The sequence below is a fragment of the Novosphingobium sp. ZW T3_23 genome, assembly GCF_044987305.1.
Lineage (GTDB): Bacteria > Pseudomonadota > Alphaproteobacteria > Sphingomonadales > Sphingomonadaceae > Novosphingobium.
This window is the reverse complement of sequence record NZ_JBJDRF010000053.1, coordinates 19,340-37,388: the sequence shown is the minus strand read 5'-3', so window position 1 is coordinate 37,388 and position 18,049 is coordinate 19,340. Positions and strand designations below refer to the sequence as shown.

General features: G+C 65.6%; 20 protein-coding genes. 13 read left to right on the top strand and 7 right to left on the bottom strand.

Annotation, left to right across the window (positions count from 1 at the left end; genetic code table 11):
• From ACI3K3_RS20755 to ACI3K3_RS20740, 4 genes are all read left to right on the top strand, one after another.
• Positions 1–842: AAA family ATPase (locus ACI3K3_RS20755; RefSeq protein WP_404917157.1), on the top strand; the 842-nt coding region annotated here is incomplete at its 5' end.
• A gap of 95 nt (positions 843–937) precedes the next feature.
• Positions 938–1,942: a ligase-associated DNA damage response exonuclease gene (locus tag ACI3K3_RS20750; protein WP_404917155.1), complete on the top strand. Its 1,005-nt coding sequence runs from the start codon at positions 938–940 to the stop codon at positions 1,940–1,942.
• A 42-nt stretch (positions 1,943–1,984) separates the two neighbouring features.
• Positions 1,985–3,577, top strand: coding sequence for a cisplatin damage response ATP-dependent DNA ligase (locus ACI3K3_RS20745; protein ID WP_404917153.1), 1,593 nt, complete (start codon positions 1,985–1,987; stop codon positions 3,575–3,577).
• Between the two features lie 68 nt (positions 3,578–3,645).
• A complete protein-coding gene (locus ACI3K3_RS20740; RefSeq protein ID WP_404917151.1) occupies positions 3,646–4,041 on the top strand; it encodes a group II truncated hemoglobin in 396 nt (131 codons plus the stop codon).
• A 17-nt stretch (positions 4,042–4,058) separates the two neighbouring features.
• Here ACI3K3_RS20740 and ACI3K3_RS20735 read toward each other — a convergent pair whose 3' ends face one another.
• The 5 genes from ACI3K3_RS20735 to ACI3K3_RS20715 form a co-directional block, all read right to left on the bottom strand.
• On the bottom strand, positions 4,059–4,340 hold the full coding sequence (locus tag ACI3K3_RS20735) for a DUF167 domain-containing protein (RefSeq protein ID WP_404917149.1): 282 nt from the start codon (positions 4,338–4,340) through the stop codon (positions 4,059–4,061).
• A 6-nt stretch (positions 4,341–4,346) separates the two neighbouring features.
• Positions 4,347–4,916 (bottom strand): gamma carbonic anhydrase family protein, encoded by a 570-nt coding sequence (locus ACI3K3_RS20730; protein WP_404917147.1) that lies wholly within the window; start codon positions 4,914–4,916, stop codon positions 4,347–4,349.
• Between the two features lie 31 nt (positions 4,917–4,947).
• Positions 4,948–5,514, bottom strand: coding sequence for a GNAT family N-acetyltransferase (locus ACI3K3_RS20725; RefSeq protein ID WP_404917145.1), 567 nt, complete (start codon positions 5,512–5,514; stop codon positions 4,948–4,950).
• A 4-nt stretch (positions 5,515–5,518) separates the two neighbouring features.
• The gene (hemB, locus tag ACI3K3_RS20720; RefSeq protein ID WP_404917143.1) at positions 5,519–6,514 is read right to left on the bottom strand and encodes a porphobilinogen synthase; all 996 of its coding nucleotides are present in this window, start codon (positions 6,512–6,514) and stop codon (positions 5,519–5,521) included.
• Between the two features lie 151 nt (positions 6,515–6,665).
• Complete coding sequence (locus ACI3K3_RS20715) at positions 6,666–8,261, bottom strand: M23 family metallopeptidase (RefSeq protein ID WP_404917141.1); 1,596 nt, start codon at positions 8,259–8,261, stop codon at positions 6,666–6,668.
• A gap of 192 nt (positions 8,262–8,453) precedes the next feature.
• On the opposite strand from ACI3K3_RS20715, the gene ACI3K3_RS20710 reads away from it, so the two are divergent.
• The 5 genes from ACI3K3_RS20710 (at position 8,454) to ACI3K3_RS20690 (ending at position 13,051) form a co-directional block, all read left to right on the top strand.
• Positions 8,454–11,039: a helicase-related protein gene (locus tag ACI3K3_RS20710; protein ID WP_404917139.1), complete on the top strand. Its 2,586-nt coding sequence runs from the start codon at positions 8,454–8,456 to the stop codon at positions 11,037–11,039.
• A 21-nt stretch (positions 11,040–11,060) separates the two neighbouring features.
• Complete coding sequence (locus tag ACI3K3_RS20705; protein ID WP_404917137.1) at positions 11,061–11,357, top strand: RNA-binding S4 domain-containing protein; 297 nt, start codon at positions 11,061–11,063, stop codon at positions 11,355–11,357.
• 15 nt (positions 11,358–11,372) lie between these two features.
• On the top strand, positions 11,373–11,711 hold the full coding sequence (fdxA, locus tag ACI3K3_RS20700) for a ferredoxin FdxA (protein WP_404917135.1): 339 nt from the start codon (positions 11,373–11,375) through the stop codon (positions 11,709–11,711).
• Between the two features lie 342 nt (positions 11,712–12,053).
• Positions 12,054–12,587, top strand: coding sequence for a CarD family transcriptional regulator (locus ACI3K3_RS20695; RefSeq protein ID WP_054442043.1), 534 nt, complete (start codon positions 12,054–12,056; stop codon positions 12,585–12,587).
• A 137-nt stretch (positions 12,588–12,724) separates the two neighbouring features.
• Positions 12,725–13,051, top strand: coding sequence for a DUF6726 family protein (locus ACI3K3_RS20690; RefSeq protein WP_404917133.1), 327 nt, complete (start codon positions 12,725–12,727; stop codon positions 13,049–13,051).
• 170 nt (positions 13,052–13,221) lie between these two features.
• On the opposite strand, the gene ACI3K3_RS20685 is transcribed toward ACI3K3_RS20690, so the two are convergent.
• On the bottom strand, positions 13,222–14,169 hold the full coding sequence (locus ACI3K3_RS20685) for an L-threonylcarbamoyladenylate synthase (RefSeq protein ID WP_404917131.1): 948 nt from the start codon (positions 14,167–14,169) through the stop codon (positions 13,222–13,224).
• Positions 14,170–14,297: 128 nt separating this feature from the next.
• Between ACI3K3_RS20685 and ACI3K3_RS20680 the strand changes: the two genes are divergently transcribed.
• Positions 14,298–14,429, top strand: a complete 132-nt coding sequence (locus ACI3K3_RS20680) for a hypothetical protein (protein ID WP_404917129.1) — start codon at positions 14,298–14,300, stop codon at positions 14,427–14,429.
• A gap of 19 nt (positions 14,430–14,448) precedes the next feature.
• Positions 14,449–15,276 carry a DUF815 domain-containing protein gene (locus ACI3K3_RS20675; RefSeq protein WP_404917127.1) on the top strand — a complete coding sequence of 276 codons (828 nt, stop codon included), beginning with the start codon at positions 14,449–14,451 and terminating at the stop codon, positions 15,274–15,276.
• A gap of 75 nt (positions 15,277–15,351) precedes the next feature.
• Here ACI3K3_RS20675 and ACI3K3_RS20670 read toward each other — a convergent pair whose 3' ends face one another.
• Positions 15,352–16,848: a PQQ-dependent sugar dehydrogenase gene (locus ACI3K3_RS20670; RefSeq protein ID WP_404917125.1), complete on the bottom strand. Its 1,497-nt coding sequence runs from the start codon at positions 16,846–16,848 to the stop codon at positions 15,352–15,354.
• A 60-nt stretch (positions 16,849–16,908) separates the two neighbouring features.
• On the opposite strand from ACI3K3_RS20670, the gene ACI3K3_RS20665 reads away from it, so the two are divergent.
• Together ACI3K3_RS20665 and ACI3K3_RS20660 are read left to right on the top strand one after the other, a co-directional pair.
• Positions 16,909–17,391, top strand: coding sequence for a GAF domain-containing protein (locus tag ACI3K3_RS20665; RefSeq protein WP_404917123.1), 483 nt, complete (start codon positions 16,909–16,911; stop codon positions 17,389–17,391).
• Positions 17,392–17,515: 124 nt separating this feature from the next.
• Complete coding sequence (locus ACI3K3_RS20660) at positions 17,516–18,046, top strand: hypothetical protein (protein ID WP_404917121.1); 531 nt, start codon at positions 17,516–17,518, stop codon at positions 18,044–18,046.
• Positions 18,047–18,049 lie beyond the last annotated feature (3 nt).

The following is an 18,049-nucleotide window of genomic DNA, read 5'->3' as shown; positions in this document are numbered from 1 at the left end:
CCGGCGTCGGCAAGACCGAAGTCGCCCGCCAGCTCGCCTCGATCATGGGCATCGAGCTGAAGCGCTTCGACATGTCGGAATATATGGAGCGTCACTCGGTCAGCCGCCTGATCGGCGCGCCTCCGGGCTATGTCGGCTTCGACCAGGGCGGGTTGCTGACCGACGCGATCGACCAGAATCCGCACTGCGTGCTGCTGCTGGACGAGATCGAGAAGGCCCACCCGGACCTGTTCAACATCCTGCTTCAGGTGATGGACAACGGCCGACTGACAGACCACCACGGCAAGACCGTGGACTTCCGCAACGTGGTCCTGATCATGACCACCAATGCGGGCGCTTCGGACATGGCCCGCCAGGGCATCGGTTTCGGCGACACGTCCAAGGCGGATGCCGGGGACGAGGCGGTGAAGCAGATGTTCACGCCGGAATTCCGCAACCGTCTCGATGCCATCGTGCCCTTCGCCTATCTCGCCAAGGACACCATCAGCCGGGTGGTGGACAAGTTCATCCTCCAGCTGGAACTCCAGCTGGCCGACCAGAACGTCCACATCCAGTTCGATTCGGATGCCCGTACCTGGCTGGGCGATCGCGGCTACGACAAGCTCTACGGTGCGCGTCCGATGGGCCGCGTGATCCAGGAGAAGGTCAAGCAGCCGCTGGCCGAGGAACTGCTGTTCGGCAAGCTGAACCATGGCGGCGAAGTCCACGTTTCGGTGAAGGACGACGGGCTGAACTTCGAACTGACTCCCGCCGCTCCCAAGGTGGTCGGCAAGAAGAAGGCGCCCGCCAAGACCTCGTCCAAGAAGCCCGGCCCGCAGCCCGAAGCCAACGCGGACGACTAGGCGGACGACTGAGGCGGGCAACCGCTTCGGACATCCTCCGGGACAACGAAATGCAAGGGGCGGGAACCACGCGGTTCCCGCCCCATTTTTCATCCATGGCCCGCGATTTCTCCTGGATCAGACCCGAACCCTGGGGAATTCACGTCGTCCCCGCCGATTGCTGGATCGACCCTTCCCGCCCCGTCGATCGCGCGCTGGTGACGCACGGCCACTCCGACCACGCCCGCGGCGGGCACGGCGAAACCGTCGCCACGCCGGAAACGCTGGCGATCATGAAGCTGCGCTACGCAACTTCGGAAGGCGCCGTTCCCGTTGCCTATCATGAGACGTTGAGCCTTCAGGGCGGCGTTTCCGCCACCTACATTCCGGCGGGACATGTGCTGGGCTCCGCGCAGATCCTGCTGGAGCACGCGGGAGAGCGCATCATCGTCACCGGCGATTTCAAGCGCCGGGTCGATCCCACCTGCCCGCCCTTCGAAGTGACACCTTGCGACGTTCTCATCACCGAGGCGACTTTCGGCCTCCCGGTATTCCGCCATCCCCCGGTCGAGCACGAGATCGCCAAGCTGCTTACCGCCCTTGCCGCCAGCCCCGAACGCTGCGTGCTGGTGGGCGCCTATGCGCTTGGAAAGGCACAGCGTGTGATCGCGGAACTACGCCGCGCGGGGCATCTGGACCCGATCTACATGCACGGCGCGATGGAGCGCATGTGCCGGCTCTACGAGGAGCTGGGGGTCGATCTTGGCGAACTGCGCCTGGTCGGCGATGTGGCGAAGGCGGAACTGGCCGGACACATCGTGGTCGCTCCGCCTTCGGCCCTCAACGACCGCTGGAGCCGGCGCTTGCCAGACCCGATCACCGCCATGGCCTCCGGCTGGATGCGCGTCCGCCAGCGCGCGCGTCAGCGCATGGTCGAACTGCCGCTGGTGATCTCCGACCATGCCGACTGGGACGAACTGACTCAGACGGTGATCGACGTAAATCCCGGCGAGACCTGGATCACCCACGGCCGCGAGGAAGCGATGCTGCGCTGGTGCCAGCTCAACCAGCGCAAGGCGCGGGCCTTGGCTTTGGTGGGATACGAGGACGAAGATGACTAGCGCCCTTGCCTTGCAATCCCCCAGGACTTGCGCGTTGTCCTGATGGAACGCTTCGCCGCCCTCCTCGACGCGCTCGTCTACACCCGCAGCCGCAACGCCAAGCTCAGGCTGCTGGCCGATTACTTGTGCGAGACGCCGGATCCCGACCGAGGATGGGCCTTGGCCGCGCTGACCGACGGCCTCGACTTTCCGGCCGTGAAGAGTTCGACGATCCGCAACCTGATGAGCGAGCGCGTCGACCCCGTTCTCTGGACATTGAGCCGTGATTACGTTGGCGATTCGGCGGAAACCGCCAGCCTGCTCTGGCCCGAACCGGCAGAGCCCCCCTCTCCGCCCACCGTATCGGAGGCGGTGGATGCCCTCACCCGCATGACTCGCGCCAATGTGATGACGGAGCTACCGCGCCTGCTGGACCGCCTCGACGCGGAAGGGCGCTATGCCTTGCTCAAGCTGGCCACCGGGGCCATGCGGATCGGCATTTCTGCCCGCCTTGCAAAGACCGCCTTCGCGCAGGCCTTCGATGTTTCGGTGGAGGATGTGGAAGAGCACTGGCACGGCCAGCAGCCGCCCTATCTGGAGCTGTTCGATTGGGCCGCCCATGGCGCGGAGGCGCCCTCTTCCGAGCACCTGCCGCTGTTTCGCCCGTTCATGCTCGCCCATCCACTGGAAGGCGCCCAGCTCGACCTGTCGGACTACGCAGCCGAATGGAAGTGGGACGGCATCCGCGTGCAGGTGGTTCGCGTTGCCGGGAATACGCGGGTCTATTCCCGCTCGGGCGACGATATTTCCGGCACCTTCCCCGAGATCGCCGCCGCGCTTCACCTGGACGCGGTGCTCGATGGCGAATTGCTGGTGCGGGGCATCCACCAGGGCGGCGTGGAAGGCGGTGCGGCGAGCTTCAACGCGCTTCAGCAGAGGCTCGGCCGCAAGCTGGTGTCCAGGAAGATGCTGGCAGAATACCCCGCCTTCGTCCGCCTCTACGACGCGCTGATCGTCGATGGCGAAGACTTGCGCGCCCTTCCCTGGCACGAGCGCCGCACAAGGCTGGAGGCTTTCGCCGCTCGCCTCGATCCCGGACATTTCGACCTGAGCGCGGTGATCCCGGCGGCGGACTTCGCGGAACTGGCCGCAATCCGCGAGCGGGCGAGAGACGATGCCATCGAGGGCGTCATGCTCAAGCGCCGCGACAGCCCCTATGTGGCCGGGCGTAGGACGGGGCTCTGGTACAAGTGGAAGCGCGATCCTCTGCTCATCGATTGCGTCCTGATGTACGCCCAGCGCGGCAGCGGCAAGCGATCCTCGTTCTATTCCGACTACACCTTCGGCTGCTGGGATGGCGATCCCGATGCCGGAGCCGAACTGCTGCCCGTGGGCAAGGCCTACTTCGGATTCACCGACGAGGAGTTGAAGTGGCTCGATCGCTATGTACGAAATCACACGGTCAATCGCTTCGGCCCGGTGCGTGAGACGGACAAGTCGCTGGTGCTGGAAGTGGCTTTCGATTCCGTCCACCTGAGCAAGCGGCACAAGTCCGGCCTGGCCATGCGCTTTCCCCGCATCCATCGCATTCGCATGGACAAGCCCGCGCACGAAGCGGACCGGATCGAGAGTCTCAAGGCACTTGTTCGGGATTGACGGCGATCAAGTTCCACGTGGAACAGGTGAGCTATGAAAGGCGCTCCTGCCTTTGAGAGATTCCGACCGTGGCCAGTCCAAACGAAAATGCCGCTACTCCGCACGACCTGCTGGGCGGCGCTCCCGTGTTCGAGGCCATCGCCCAGCGCTTCTATGACCTGATGGACCAGGATCCGGCCTATGCCGAACTGCGTGCCATGCATGCGCAGGATCTCGAACCCATGCGTCGCTCGCTGCCTCGCTTTCTCGCTGGTTGGGCGGGCGGGCCACGGGACTGGTTTGAGGCCAATCCAGGCAAGTGCATGATGAGCCTGCACCGAGACTTCCCGATCGACGAAGTCACGGCTGCGCAGTGGGCCGAGGCGATGACGCGCGCCATCGCCGACGTCGCGCCGGAACCGCCGCATGTCGCCCAGGCCATGACGGACGTGTTGTCGCGCATGGCACGCAGCATGGCGCGCTGATCCGGCCGGCTAACCGGTCAAAGTTCCACGTGGAACTGCTTCTCGCGGGAAGTAGCGCCCCGAACCAGGGAAATGCGGGACGCGGCCACATCGAGCGCTGCCGCCAGCAAAACGCGCACGGCCTCGTTCGCCTTGCCGTCCTCCGGCTTGGCCCGAACCTTCACGAGAACGCGCGCATCGACGATCTCCAGCGCTTCCACCTTCACGCCCGGCGTGACGCGAACCGACAGGCGCCCTTCCCCGTCGATCAATGCGCGCAAGGCATCGGACGGCGGCAGCATGACTTTCGGCTTCGCCATCCTTCTTCAGGCGCCCTCGTCCAAGCCGAGAGCCCGCGCGTGAAGTCGGCCATTCTCGACATAGCCCCTCACCCCCGCCTGGTTCGCCGCTATCGCCGCATCGTCAAGGTCGCGCAGATATTTCGCGGGACGCCCGATCCAGAGTTGGCGGGCGGGAATACGCTTGCCGGTCAGCTGCGCCCCGGCGGCCAGCATGGCGTCGGATTCGATATGGCTGCCGTCCATGACGATCGCGCCGAGGCCGACGAAAGCCCGGTCCTCCAGCACGCAGCCGTGCACCATCGCCATGTGCCCGATCAGCACATCCTCGCCGATCAACGTCGCATAGCCCTCAGGGCGCGAGGGTTTCGGGCTGTCGCAGTGAATCACCGAGCCGTCCTGGACGTTGGTCCGCGCGCCGATGACGATGCGATTGACGTCGGCCCGGATCACGCAATTGTACCAGATGCTGACGTCCGGCCCGATCTCGACATCGCCGATGATGCGGCAGCCCGGAGCGATGAATGCGCTGGAGTGAATCTTCGGCGCCTTGCCATGGATCGCAGCCACGGTGATGTCGGTCCGGTCCTGAGTCATTCCCGCCTCCCTGTGGCGATCAGCTTGGCGATCAGCGCGCCCATTCCTCACGCGCGATCGAATGCACGATCGTGTGGCGCAGAGGCGGCTCGAAGCGCAAGTCGTCGAAGTCCAGTTCCTGACGGCGCCGCATGCCCAGCCGGAGCATCAGTCCCCAGCTCGGCGCATTCTCGATCACCGTTAGGGCGAAGATCTCGTCTGCGCCGAATGTGCCGAAACCGGCATCCAGGGAAGCCGTGGCCGCCTCCCGCGCATAACCCTTGCCGTGGGAATCGCTGCGCAGGCGCCAACCGATCTCGAAGGTACCAAGGAACGAGGCCCCCGGCGCGTCGATCTTCTTGAGTCCGCAGAAGCCCAGCATCTCGCCGGAGAGATCGCCGCCATCGGCCTTGCGCTCGACGATCCAGAAGGTGTGCCCATGGCTTTCATGAAGGCCCAGCATGCGGCCTTCCGACGCTGCAAGGCGCTCCGCGTCCATCACTCCGCCCAGCCATTGCATGACCTCCGGGTTATTGGTCACTTCCGCAAAACGTACCATGTCCCCGCGCCGCCAGTTGCGCAGAACCAACCGGTCCGTTTCCAGCCTGAAGTCGGTCATGGCGTCACGTCCGCAGCAAACGTGCGGCGTGGATGGCATGGTATGTCAGCACGCCCGAGCATCCCGCGCGCTTGAAGGCCAGCAAGGTCTCCAGCACCATCGCATCGCGATCCGCCGCCCCGGCCGCCACCGCCGCCTCGATCATCGCGTATTCTCCGGACACCTGATAGGCGAAGACGGGAACCTCGAAGGTCTCCTTCACCCGGCGAACGATATCGAGGTAAGGCAGGCCCGGCTTTACCATGACGCTGTCCGCGCCCTCCTCCAGATCCATCTCGACTTCGCGCAGCGCTTCCTCGCTGTTCGCGGGGTCCATCTGGTAGGTCTTCTTGTCCCCCTTCAGCAGGCCGCGCGTGTTCACCGCATCGCGGAACGGGCCGTAGAAGGCGGAGGCATACTTGGCGGCATAGCTCATGATCTGGACGTTGACGAAGCCTTCGTCCTCCAGCGCATCGCGGATGGCGCCGATGCGGCCATCCATCATGTCTGATGGCGCGATGATGTCTGCGCCGGCGCGCGCCTGATTCAGCGACTGGCCGACCAGCACCTCGATCGTCTCGTCATTGAGGACATAGCCGTCCTCGCCCAGCAGGCCGTCCTGGCCGTGATTGGTATAAGGATCGAGCGCCACGTCCGTCAGCAGCCCGATCCGGTCGCCCAGTTCCGCGCGGATGGCACGCAGGGCGCGACACATCAGGTTGTCGGGATTCAGCGCTTCAGCACCATCGTCGCTACGGCGTTCGGGCTGGGTATCCGGGAACAGCGCAAGGCAGGGAATGCCGAGGTCCGCCGCTTCCCTCGCACGCTCCACCAGCAGATCCACCGACCACCGCGACACCCCCGGCAGCGAGGAAATCGGCTGCTCGACGCCCTCGCCCTCGGTCACGAAGACCGGCCAGATGAGATCGGCGGGAGTCAGCACCGTTTCGCGGTGCATGGCGCGGCTCCAGGCCGTGGCGCGCGCGCGGCGCGGGCGGGTGTGGGGATATGCTCCGGTCATGGCGACGTGATTGCCGGAAAAACCGCGAGGGTTCAATGTGACGGACTGTCCTAGTGTCCTGACCCTGCCCAATACACCACGTCATCCTGAACCAGGTTCAGGATGACGATCCGCTGAAGCGACAGCTCCGTTCGATCCTGGCATGCCGCAACTACTCGCCAGCCTCGGGAGCCAATCGGTCGATCTCGCGCATCGAGTCCGGTTGCGCCTCTACCGGCGCGTCGATCGGGGCAAGGGCCTCGCCGGGCTGGACCCCCAGCATCGCGTTCAGTCTGGCGCGGAAGGCGTCCTTCTCCTTGCCGTCGATCCGGGGACGCGAGACGAAGCGCAATCCCGATGGGTTGATCGTCCGTCCACCGCGATAGGCCTCGAAGTGCAGATGCGGTCCGGTAGACAGTCCGGTCGATCCCACGTAGCCGATCACTTGCCCGGCCTTCACCCGTGTTCCACGTGAAACGGCGATGCGGCTCATGTGGCCGTAGCCGGTATCCAGCCCGCCGCCGTGGGCCAGGCGCACATAATTGCCATGGCCGCCATGACGACCGGCGAAATTCACCACGCCGTCCGCCACGGCATAGATCGGCGAACCATAGCGCGCGCCATAGTCGATACCTGCATGCATGCGCACGAAACCGAGAATGGGATGACGACGCTTGCCGTAAGGTGATGTCACGCGCCCCGCAACGGGCGCTCCGCCCGGCGCACCGCGGGCCTGCGTGAGCGCGGAAGATGCGATCATCTCTCCGCTCTTGCCCCAGCGCAGGAGTTGCAGCTTCGGCTTTCCGCCATGTTCGAGGCCGGCGTAAAGCAATTCGCCCACCTCGCGCTCACCCTTGGCAGAGCGCTTATAGGCGACCACCAGGTCGAACTGGTCCTGCGAAGCGATGTCGCCCTCCAGGCTCAGGTATTTGTCGATGGCGCGCAGATAGTCCTGGATCGCACCGACCGGCGCCCCGGCGTTGCGGGCCGAGCGGTAGAGGCTGGACCCCACGGAGCCGCGAATGCGCAGCGGCGTCTGGTCGACATGAATCGGATGGCGCACCAGCGCCAATCCGCCGGGCCCCCGCTCGACCGAAAGATCGAGATCGAAACGCGCCCGGAAATCCATCGAAGCGAGCGCGCGCGGCGCCCCCGGTGCGGGACGCTGGCCCATGGTGATATCGAAGCGCGTGCCGGAAGCGAGGTCGTCCACCGGCACCGCCGCGCTGACCAGGCGGGTGATCTGCGCCAGATCCGCTCCGCCCACGCCGACGCGTCCCAGCATACGGCCGAAACCGTCGCCCTGGCCCAGGGTCGAAACGAGCTGGATCGACGGACGTTCGGGCACCTTTGCCAGCGGGCGCACCAGCGGGCTTGCCCCCATGTGGCGACCGCTGTCCGCGCCCAGCGCCAGCGGGGAAATGGTCTGGCTGCGATACTCGTCGCGGCTGCGATCGACCAGCGGCGTGGCGGCCTCCACCGCCGAGAAATCCGGTACCATCGCGAGAGCCGCCGTGCCCAGCGCCAGCATCGTGGCTAGGCCCCGGAACCAGCGACGGCTGCCGATGTCGCAGGCCAGGTCGGGCGCGATCTCCACGTCATGGCACCATCGCTCGAGGCCGTGCTTCCAGCGTGCCAGCCGACCGCGCTTCTCCGTCTTCCCGCCATCGGCGGAGGACGTGGTGGCGGAATCGCGCAGCATCTGGTCGTGCGAAAGCGCCGCGACGCGCGCGGTGGCTTCCCCGCCATGATCCAGCGCCTTGAACACGTACCCCTACCCACCTTTTTCGGGAGTGCTGAAAATGGCATCAGGCGGATCCGATCCCGCGAAAAGCCTGATGTCGCGCCGCTGCTTCTGCGCCCTTAAGGTTAACCTCCCGCTAATTCCGTGGATTTTCACGCGTCTTTCGACGAGCCGAGACTTGCGGGGGGCTGGAGGCGGTGCCACATTCGTCTGATAATGGTTCACGACCGGCATGCCTCGTCGCGAAAGGACGCCCCCAGCGGGGTGAAGGCGGTGCTCGGTCCCACGAATACCGGCAAGACTCACCTCGCCATAGAGCGTCTCTGCGCCCATTCCAGCGGAGCCATCGGCTTTCCGCTCCGCCTGCTGGCGCGTGAGGTCTACGATCGCGTGTGCAAGATCAAGGGCGAGAAAAGCGTCGCCCTGATCACCGGCGAGGAGCGCATCGAACCCAAGGACGCGCGCTACCTGCTTTGCACCGTGGAGGCCATGCCGGTGACGGAACGCAGCCTGGCCTTCGTCGCCATAGACGAGGCCCAGCTCGGCGCCGATCGCGAGCGCGGCCATGTCTTCACCAACCGTCTGCTTCATGCACGCGGACGGGAAGAGACGATGATTCTCGGCTCCTCCACGCTGGAGCCGATGGTGAAGGCCCTCGTCCCGGATGTGGAAGTGGTGACCCGGCCACGCTTTTCCACCCTCTCCCATGCTGGCGCCAGGAAGCTTTCGCGGATTCCCCCGCGCAGCGCGATCGTCGCCTTCTCGGCCGAGCAGGTCTACGCCATCGCTGAAATGCTGCGCCGATTCCGGGGCGGCGCCGCCGTGGTCATGGGCGCGCTCAGCCCGCAGACCCGCAATGCCCAGGTGGCGCTCTACCAGTCGGGCGAGGTGGATTACCTCGTCGCCACCGACGCCATCGGCATGGGCCTCAATCTCGATGTCGAGCATGTCGCCTTTGCCGGGCTCTCCAAGTTCGACGGCCAGCGCCACCGCCGCCTCACCACCTCGGAAATGGCCCAGATCGCAGGCCGCGCCGGCCGCCATCAGACGGACGGCACGTTCGGCACGCTCACCGGCTCGGGCGGGCACGATTCCGAATTCGAGCCGGACGAAGTCTACGCGATCGAGGAACACCGCTTCCCCCCGCTGACGAAACTGTTCTGGCGCGATCCGGAACCCCGCTTCGACAGCGTGGCCACGCTCATCTCGGATCTGGAAACACCGCCCGACCGCGACGGACTCGTCCTCGCCCCCGAAGCGATCGACCTTGCCGTGCTCAAGCGGCTTTCGGAAGATGGCACGGTGATGGACAGCCTGCGCGGCCACGCCATGGTCCGCCGCTTCTGGGAGGTGTGCCGCCTGCCCGACTTCCGCCAGCAGGGCGTGGAAACTCATTCAAGATTCGTGGCCCGACTCTGGCAGGACCTCCGCCATGGCGAGCTGGGCTCGGACTATATGGCGCAGCAGATCGCCCGGCTCGATCTGACCGGCGGCGACATCGACACCCTGCAAGGCCGCATCGCCGCGATCCGGTCCTGGGCCTATATCGCCCAGCGCCCCGACTGGGTGCTGGCGCGCGAGGAAATGGCCGCCCGCGCCCGTGCCGTGGAGGCTCGCCATTCCGATGCCCTCCATGGCAAACTCACCGAACGATTCATCAACCGCAGGACTGCCGTGCTCATGAAAAAACTCGGTCCCGACGCCGGACTGCTCTCGGTCCGCCTCGAAGACGAGGAAGTGCTGGTGGAAGGCGAGCATATCGGATCGCTGCGCGGCTTCGCCTTCCAGGTCGATCCCGCCGCCCGGCTCTCGGACCGCAAGCTGCTGCTGGCTGCTGCGGAACGCCACTTGCCCGGCCTGCTCCAGTCCCGCGCCGAAGCCCTGACGGCGGCCGTCCATGAAGGCGCGGCCGCTCTGGCGCTGGAGAACGGCAAGCTGAGCTGGGAGGGCGAGAAGATCGCCGCGCTTTCCGCCGGACGCTCGTTGCTTGCCCCGGTGCTGGTGCCGGATCGCGTGCTCGACGCGATTCCCGCCCCGGCCCGCAAGGCACTGGTGGCGGCCCTGGAGGCCTGGCTGCAGACCGCGCTGGAACCGCTCGCCCCGCTGGCAAAGCTGGACGAGGCCAGCCGCGCCGAAGACGCCGGGCCGGACCTGCGCGCCCTGCTCATCACCCTGGTCCTGTCCGGCGGCATGATCGCCCGTGACGTTTCCGGCGTCGACCGGCTCGACAAGGCCCGCCGCACGATGCTGGCGAAGCTGGGCGTGCGCGTGGGCGCGCTCGACCTGTTCCTGCCCGCAATGCTGCGCCCCGGCCCGATCGCGCTCTGGCGTCAGCTCGCGAGGATCGCGGACAAGGACACGTCCAGGGCCGGCGGCGAACCCGATGCCGCGATGCCCCCCACCATGGACGCCACCAAGCGCCACAAGGCGCCGGGCTATCGCAACCTCGGCAAGCAGCTCCTGCGCATCGACATGGCCGAAAAGCTGCTGCGCGAGGCGCATGAGGCGCGGTCCGCCGCCAGCGGCCATCGCGGCCCTTCCCGCTCGTTCTCGCTGGACCCGGCCCGGGCGGTGTCGATGGGCCTGACGACTGCCAGCTACGCCCGCCTTCTGCGCTTCGGCGGCTTCCAGGCGCTCATGCCCCGACCGCTGGCGGAAGGCGCGCATGGCGCACCGGCCCCCGTTCGCTGGCGCTGGCGACCGCCGCAGCGTGAACGCGAGACGCAGGCTGCGCCCCCCGCCCCGGCGCGCGGCGAAAATGCCGGCGCCTTCGCGGCGCTGGGCGAATTGCTGGGCAGATAGCGCGGGAGGAGCAAGCCAGGCATGAGGATCGACAAGCTTCTCTGGTTCCTGCGCCTGGTCAAGACGCGACCGCTTGCCCACACGCTGGCCGAAGAAGGCCATATGCGGCTTAACGGCCGGCGGGTAGAGAGGGCGCACCAGAAGGTCGCGCAGGGCGATGTTTTGACCGTTCCCACAGCTGAAGGCGTGCGGGTGATAGAAATCCTATCCCTCCCGACCCGTCGTGGACCCGCACCGGAAGCCCAATCCTGCTACAGAGTGCTTGACGCGGGGGCAGATGTTCCCATAGCAGCGGCCAACCGAAACCAGGCCTTCTAAGAGGAATACGCAGCCATGACCTATGTCGTCACCGACAATTGCATCCGGTGCAAGTACATGGATTGCGTCGAAGTCTGTCCGGTGGACTGCTTCTACGAAGGCGAGAACATGCTGGTGATCAACCCCAGCGAGTGCATCGATTGCGGCGTCTGCGAACCGGAATGCCCGGCCGAGGCGATCCTTCCCGATACCGAGAGCGGCCTTGAGCAGTGGCTTGAGCTGAACGCCAAGTATTCCGCGGAATGGCCCAACCTCACCACCAAGAAGGACGCGCCGGACGACGCGGACGCGATGCGTGGCGAGGAAGGCAAGCTGGAAAAATATTTCTCGCCCGAACCCGGCGAAGGCGACTGATCCTTCGCACTTGCACACTCGGTCGGCGGTCCGGTTTCTCCGCCGAAAGAGGGACTTGGCGCGGGTAGAGATACCTTTTCAACGCGCTTCGAGGCGAGCGACGGTTAACCGTCAGCTCGCCTCTGGTAATTTTGTCACATCGGTGCTATATAATCCAGCAACTGCCCGGGCGCTCTGCCCGTCTGGCAGGCATTTGCATTGCGAGGCAGGGTTCGAAAGTAAACGGCTGGGAGAGTAATCTGACCGGGCGGCGAAGACGTTCTTGCGTTTTCATGTCGCATCCACCCGGGTTTCTCTCACCGTAGGTATGGCAGCGAACCACTGCAGGTGAAAGGACGATACATGGCAACCAGGGCCGATGCCTTCGATGTTGGAGATTACGTCGTTTACCCTAAGCACGGCGTGGGCCGTGTCATCGAGCTCCAGAAGCAGGAAATTGCCGGGATGCAGCTCGATCTCTATGTTCTGCGCTTCGAAAAAGAGCGCATGACTCTTCGGGTTCCCGTCAACAAGGTCGAATCGATCGGCATGCGCAAGCTGTCGTCCGACAAGACCCTGCGCGAAGCACTCGATACGCTGAAGGGCAAGCCGAAGGTAAAGCGCACCATGTGGTCGCGCCGCGCCCAGGAATACGAAGCGAAGATCAATTCGGGCGACCTCGTGTCGATCGCCGAAGTGACTCGCGACCTGTTCCGCGCCGATGATCAGCCGGAGCAGAGCTATTCCGAGCGCCAGATCTTCGAAGCCGCCTCCTCGCGCCTGGCCCGCGAACTCGCGGCCATGGAAAAGACCGATGAGCCGGCCGCTCTGAAGAAGATCCTCGCGATCCTCAACGAATACGCGCCGAAGTACTACGAGAGCGCTGAAGCAGTCTGATCAGACGCAGCGTTATCTCGCACAAGGGGGCCGCTTCCACATCGGACGCGGCCCCTTTTGTTTTGCGCTCCCCGCCCATAGATGTTCCCCCGAACGTTCATTCTCCGGAAAGTCGCTTCGTGACAGCTTTCACCATGATGATTCAGCGCGCTCTTCCCCTTCTCGCCCCTGCCGCGGCCTTGCTGCTTTCCGGCTGCATCAGCACTGCCGGCAAGATCATCACCGCACCGGTGCGCATAGCCGGATCGGCCGTGGATGCCGTCACCACCAGCCAGTCGGAAGCGGATGAAAAACGCGGCCGCCAGATGCGCGAGCAGGAAGAGAAACTCGGCAAGATGCAGCGCCAGTACGAGAAGCACCTCCGCCAATGCGATCGTGGCGACAGGCAAGCCTGCAACAAGGCGCGCGACGACTACGCGGACATGCAGTACCTGATGCCCGGAGCTACGGCCCAGCGACGCTGAGCGAGCGGAATCCAAACGAAATCGTCGTCCCGGACTCGATCCGGGACCGCTGGCAGTGCCCAGCCCACCTCACAGTAAAGCGCCTTGCCTAAAGCTGGCGCCTAAAGACGGACAGCGGTCCCGGATCAAGTCCGGGACGACGGCCATCTCGACGCTTCCCTATTTCCGACTCAGGCCGCCGCTCGCTTCAACCTGTCGTTGATCGCCGCGCCCACCCCCTCGCCGGGAATCGGCGCAACCGCGATCTTCGGCTGACTTGCCGCCGCCCCCTCATGCAGCAGCGCGTAGAGCCGCGACGCCGCCTCGACGAGATCGCCGGAACCCGAAAGATTCATGTCTCCAGCGACCTCCCCGAACCCGATATGGAATTCGTCTGCCTCCGCCGCAGCGGCATTCAGGCGCACCGGCTTGCCCGGCGCATAGTGGCTGGCAAGCTGACCCGGCGCCTCGATCGCCTGCGAGGTCACTGCATCGCTGTCAGTCCCAAGAACCGCACGGATCGACTCCTGAGGAATCGGGCCCGGCCGCAGGATCTGCCAGCGGCCATCACCGCGCAGGGCGACGATCGTCGATTCCAGTCCGGCCTCGCAAGGACCGCCATCAATCACCGCGTCGACATTGCCCCCCAGTGACGCCACCACATGCTCCGCGCGCGTCGGACTCACGGCGCCGCTGCGATTGGCGGAGGGCCCGGCAAGCGGCAGGCCGGAAGCGGCGAGCACTGCCCGCATCAACGGATGCGCGGGGCATCGCAGCGCCACCGTCGGCAGCCCTGCCGTCACCGCCGGAGCCACCGCCGCGCCATCACGCAACGGCAGCACCATCGTCAGCGCGCCGGGCCAGAATGCTTCGGCCAGAGCCAGCGCCCGCTCATCCAGCACCGCCAGCGCCTGCGCGGCGGCCAGGTCGGCGACATGGACGATCAGAGGATTGAAGCTGGGGCGCCCCTTGGCGCGATAGATGGCCGCAACCGATTCATCACGGTCGGCGCGGGCCATGAGGCCATAGACCGTCTCGGTCGGCACCGCGACGAGCCTGCCCTCCTCCAGCAGCGCCGCCGCACGGGATACGCCGGTCTGATCCGGGCTCAGCAATTCGGGTCCAATGTTGCGCTCCATGCGTCGCCGCTATCGCCCGCAAGATCGAAAGCCAAGAAAAACCGCGCGAAGACCGAGTGAGGAGACGTGCCCCCCTTCCATCGGTCGAGATCGCCCGAGCCTTTCGTTGCCCTGCCCCGAAGTTCCACGTGGAACACGACGACCCCTTCAGGAAGCGGAAAAAGGTGGCCGCTTGCCATTTTATCGAGCATCTGGTGCCCGAAGCCATGGGCGACCTCGCCCAGGCGCAGAAGGGTGTGCCAGCCTTCTCGACCAACTGACGAGCGAAGAATTGACAGCATGACCGACCAGATCGAAGTCCTCAGCCGCATTGCCGAAGCCCTCGAACGCCTGGCGCCTCCGCCGGCACATCCGGTCGATTGGCTCGCCCATCCTGCCTACGTCTGGGCCGGCAACGAAGCGCGCGGCGTGCGGGAACTCCTCGCCCCGCCGCTCGACCTGCTGCGCGGGATCGATTCGCAGAAGGAGCGCGTGGTCGGCAACGTAGAGCGCCTGGCAGCGGGCTATGCCGCGCACGACATGCTGCTCTGGGGCTCTCGCGGCATGGGCAAGTCGGCCGTCATGCGTGCCTCGATCCGCGCCGCGCAGACGGCACATCCCGGCCGGATTGCCCTCGTTCAGGTGGCGCAGGAAGCGCTCCATGGCGTGACCGCACTCTTCGCCCTGCTGGGCAAGGTCGATCGGCAGTTCCTGGTCTTCATCGACGATCTTGGTTTCGAGGAACACGACGGCGCCGGTCCGCGCCTGCTACGCTCCTGGCTGGAGGGCGGCGTGGAGGCGCGCCCCAACAACGTGCGCCTTGCCGTTACCGCCAACCGCCGCGCGATCGTGTCACGTTCGATGTCCGAGCAGGACGATCCCATCAACACGCGCGACGTGGTGGACGATCGCCTGGCGCTGGCGGATCGCTTCGGCCTTTCGATCGGCTTTCACAACTGCGACCAGCCCTCCTACCTCGCGATCATCGAGGGCTACACCCGGCAGTTCGGGCTGGAGTTCGACGAGCACGACGCGCTCGAATGGTCGCGCCGTCGCGGGGCGCGTTCGGGCCGCGTGGCCTGGCAATACGTCACAGAGGTTGCCGGGCGCGCGGGCAAAGTCATCTGACCCGAGAATAAGCGGTTAAGGCGCAGGGTAATCGCCTGAAAGAAAAAGGGGGCCTTCCAGCCCCCTTTTCGCCGTTCACTGGCCCGTGGGCAGCAACTTGTCCGGACCCTTGGTGAATCCGGCTTCCAGATTTACGCTGGCGCCGGGGACGGTCGGATCCTTGATCTCCTTCACCGGCTTGAGGTGCTCCGTCTCTACCGGCTTGATCGCGGCCGAGGGCGTCGCCCCAGGCGCCTGCACGCGCCAGATCACGCCCGCCGTATCGTCGCTCACCAGCAGGCTGCCGCTCTTGTCCCAGGCCAGCCAGGTCGGACGGCCATGGGTGTTCGACGCATCCTTCAGGAAGCCCGAAAGCACCGGTACGGGCTTCCCGTCGCGCGGGTTGCCGTTGGCGTCGAAGGGAACGAATACCACGTCGTAGCCCACCGCAGGGCGACGATTCCACGAGCCATGGCGCGCCACGAAGGCGCCATTTGCGAACTTCGCGCCCATGCGATTGCCGCCCCCCGCGAAGACCATGCCGAGAACGCTGGCGTGGGCACCCATCGCGTACTCCGGCTTGCGGGTATATTCGAGCATGTAGGTCTGCATCGGCCACTCGACGCGTTCGTCGAAGGTCGTTTTCCAGTAGACCCACGGCCAACCGTACTGGGCGCCCACGGGAACGTTGGTGAGGTAGTCCGGCACCAGGTCCGGCCCCAGCATGTCGCGCTCCTGCACCGTGGCCCACAACTCGCCGGTCGAGGGATTCCAGCCCAGGCCGTTGGGATTGCGCATACCGGCGGCGAACTGGCGACGGCGCGCCGTATCCACGTCGACTTCCCAGATCGCGGCGCGACCGGTTTCCGCCTCCATGCCCTCGTCCGCGATATTGGTCGCCGAACCGACCGTGACATAGAGGTGCCTGCCGTCCTGGCTGAGCAGGAGGTTGCGCATCCAGTGATTGCCGGCCGCAGGCAGGTCTATCATCGTGCGCAGCGGCTTGCCGTCCAGCTTGGTCGCGCCCGGCTGGAACGCGAATTCCAGGACTTTATCGTGATTGGCGATGTAGAGCTTGCCGTCCTGATAGGCGAGGCCGGAGGGGGAATGCATGTCGGTGGTGCGGAAATCGAACCGCTGTTCGGCCTTGCCGTCGCCATCGGCATCTCGCAGCAGGACGATCTTATCGGGTGAGGCCTGGCCCGCGCCGACACGATTGAACATCCAGCCCATCACCATGCCGGTGAGTCCCTTGGGCTTGTTGCCCGCCGGCGCGTTGGTCAGCGTCACCAGAACGTCGCCATTGGGCAAGGTCAGCATCGTTCGCGGATGATCGAGCCCATCGGCAAATCGGGCGACCGCCAGCCCCTCGCCTGCCCTGGGCGCCTCGCCGGCAGCCCAGCCCACGGTCTTCACCAGCTTGACGCTGGGAATCCACTGCGGGTCCGGCTCGACTAGCTTAGGATCCTTGCCCACCGTATCGTCCCACGGCAGGTCCGACGTGTTGGAATACTGGGCCCAGGCGACGACACCGCCGCCAACGAGAACGACCGCCACAAGGGCAAGGGCGGATTTTGTGAGAATGGAGCGCATCGCCCTGAAATAGGCTGGAGCTGCCTATGCGGCAACAACGACTTGGAGTATCGGGAGCCGATGTACGACTTTGCTCCCAAGGGCGACCAGCCCAAGACCGAACTCTACGCTGATCTGGCTGCGGCGGCCAAGGCGCTCGTCGATGGCGAGCCTGACGGCGTTGCCAATATGGCCAACATCGCCGCGCTGATCTGGCAGTTCCTGCCCAACCTCAACTGGGCGGGATTCTATCGCAACGTCGAGGACGAGTTGGTGCTTGGCCCATTCGTCGGCAAACCGGCCTGTATCCGCATTCCGCTGGGTCGCGGCGTTTGCGGCACGGCGGCGGCGAGTGGCGAAACCCAGGTCGTGCCGGATGTCCACGCCTTCCCCGGCCATATCGCCTGCGATGCAGACAGTCGCTCCGAGCTGGTCGTACCCGTGATGCGCGAAGGTAAGGTCGTCGCCGTGATCGATCTCGACAGCCCCATCGCGGATCGCTTCGATGCAGAGGATGCGGCGGGAATCGAGGCTATTGCGGCACTCGTCGCCGGTTCGATCTAAAGCGGAGCGTCTCCGCGCGGGACTCAGCCGGTTGCGGCGGAGGCTTGGCCATTCACGGGAAAAGGTGCTAACGTCGTGTTAACAAACGCGGCTAATGCCCGGAACCCGTGAAGAGGCCCTGCGAATGCGTTCGACCTTCAGCACCGCGAATCTCGCTTCGACCGTCCTTCTCGGCATAGCGACTCTCGCCTGCGCTTCGCATGCGTGGGCAGCGGAAGGACAGGCAGGCGCCGATTACCTCTACAGCGATTCCGCGTCCGAAGCACCGCCGCCGATGCGCTATGAATTCGATCCGGCGCAGCGCGAAGCCTGGTTGCGGGACTGCCATCAGACGGTTGCGGCCAGCCGCCCTCGATCGGGCACCGTCCGCGAAGGCCAGGGCGATCATGGCGAATGCGAGGCCTACCTCGCAGACTATCTCGCGCGATATCGCCAGGGGCAGATCGTCACGCCGGTTCTCGGCTACGCGGCCCCCGGCTATGCTTATGTCCATCCGGATCAACTCCGCCACTCGGCGGCCCCGCGGATGATATCCATTCCGGTAATCCAGGCGATCGACAGCAGGGGCGAGCCTATTGCCTACGCCGACGAAGCCGGCATCCGCCCTGCCCGCCGCTCGATCCCGCGCCGAGCCGGGACCCAAAGCGCGGAGTAGCCC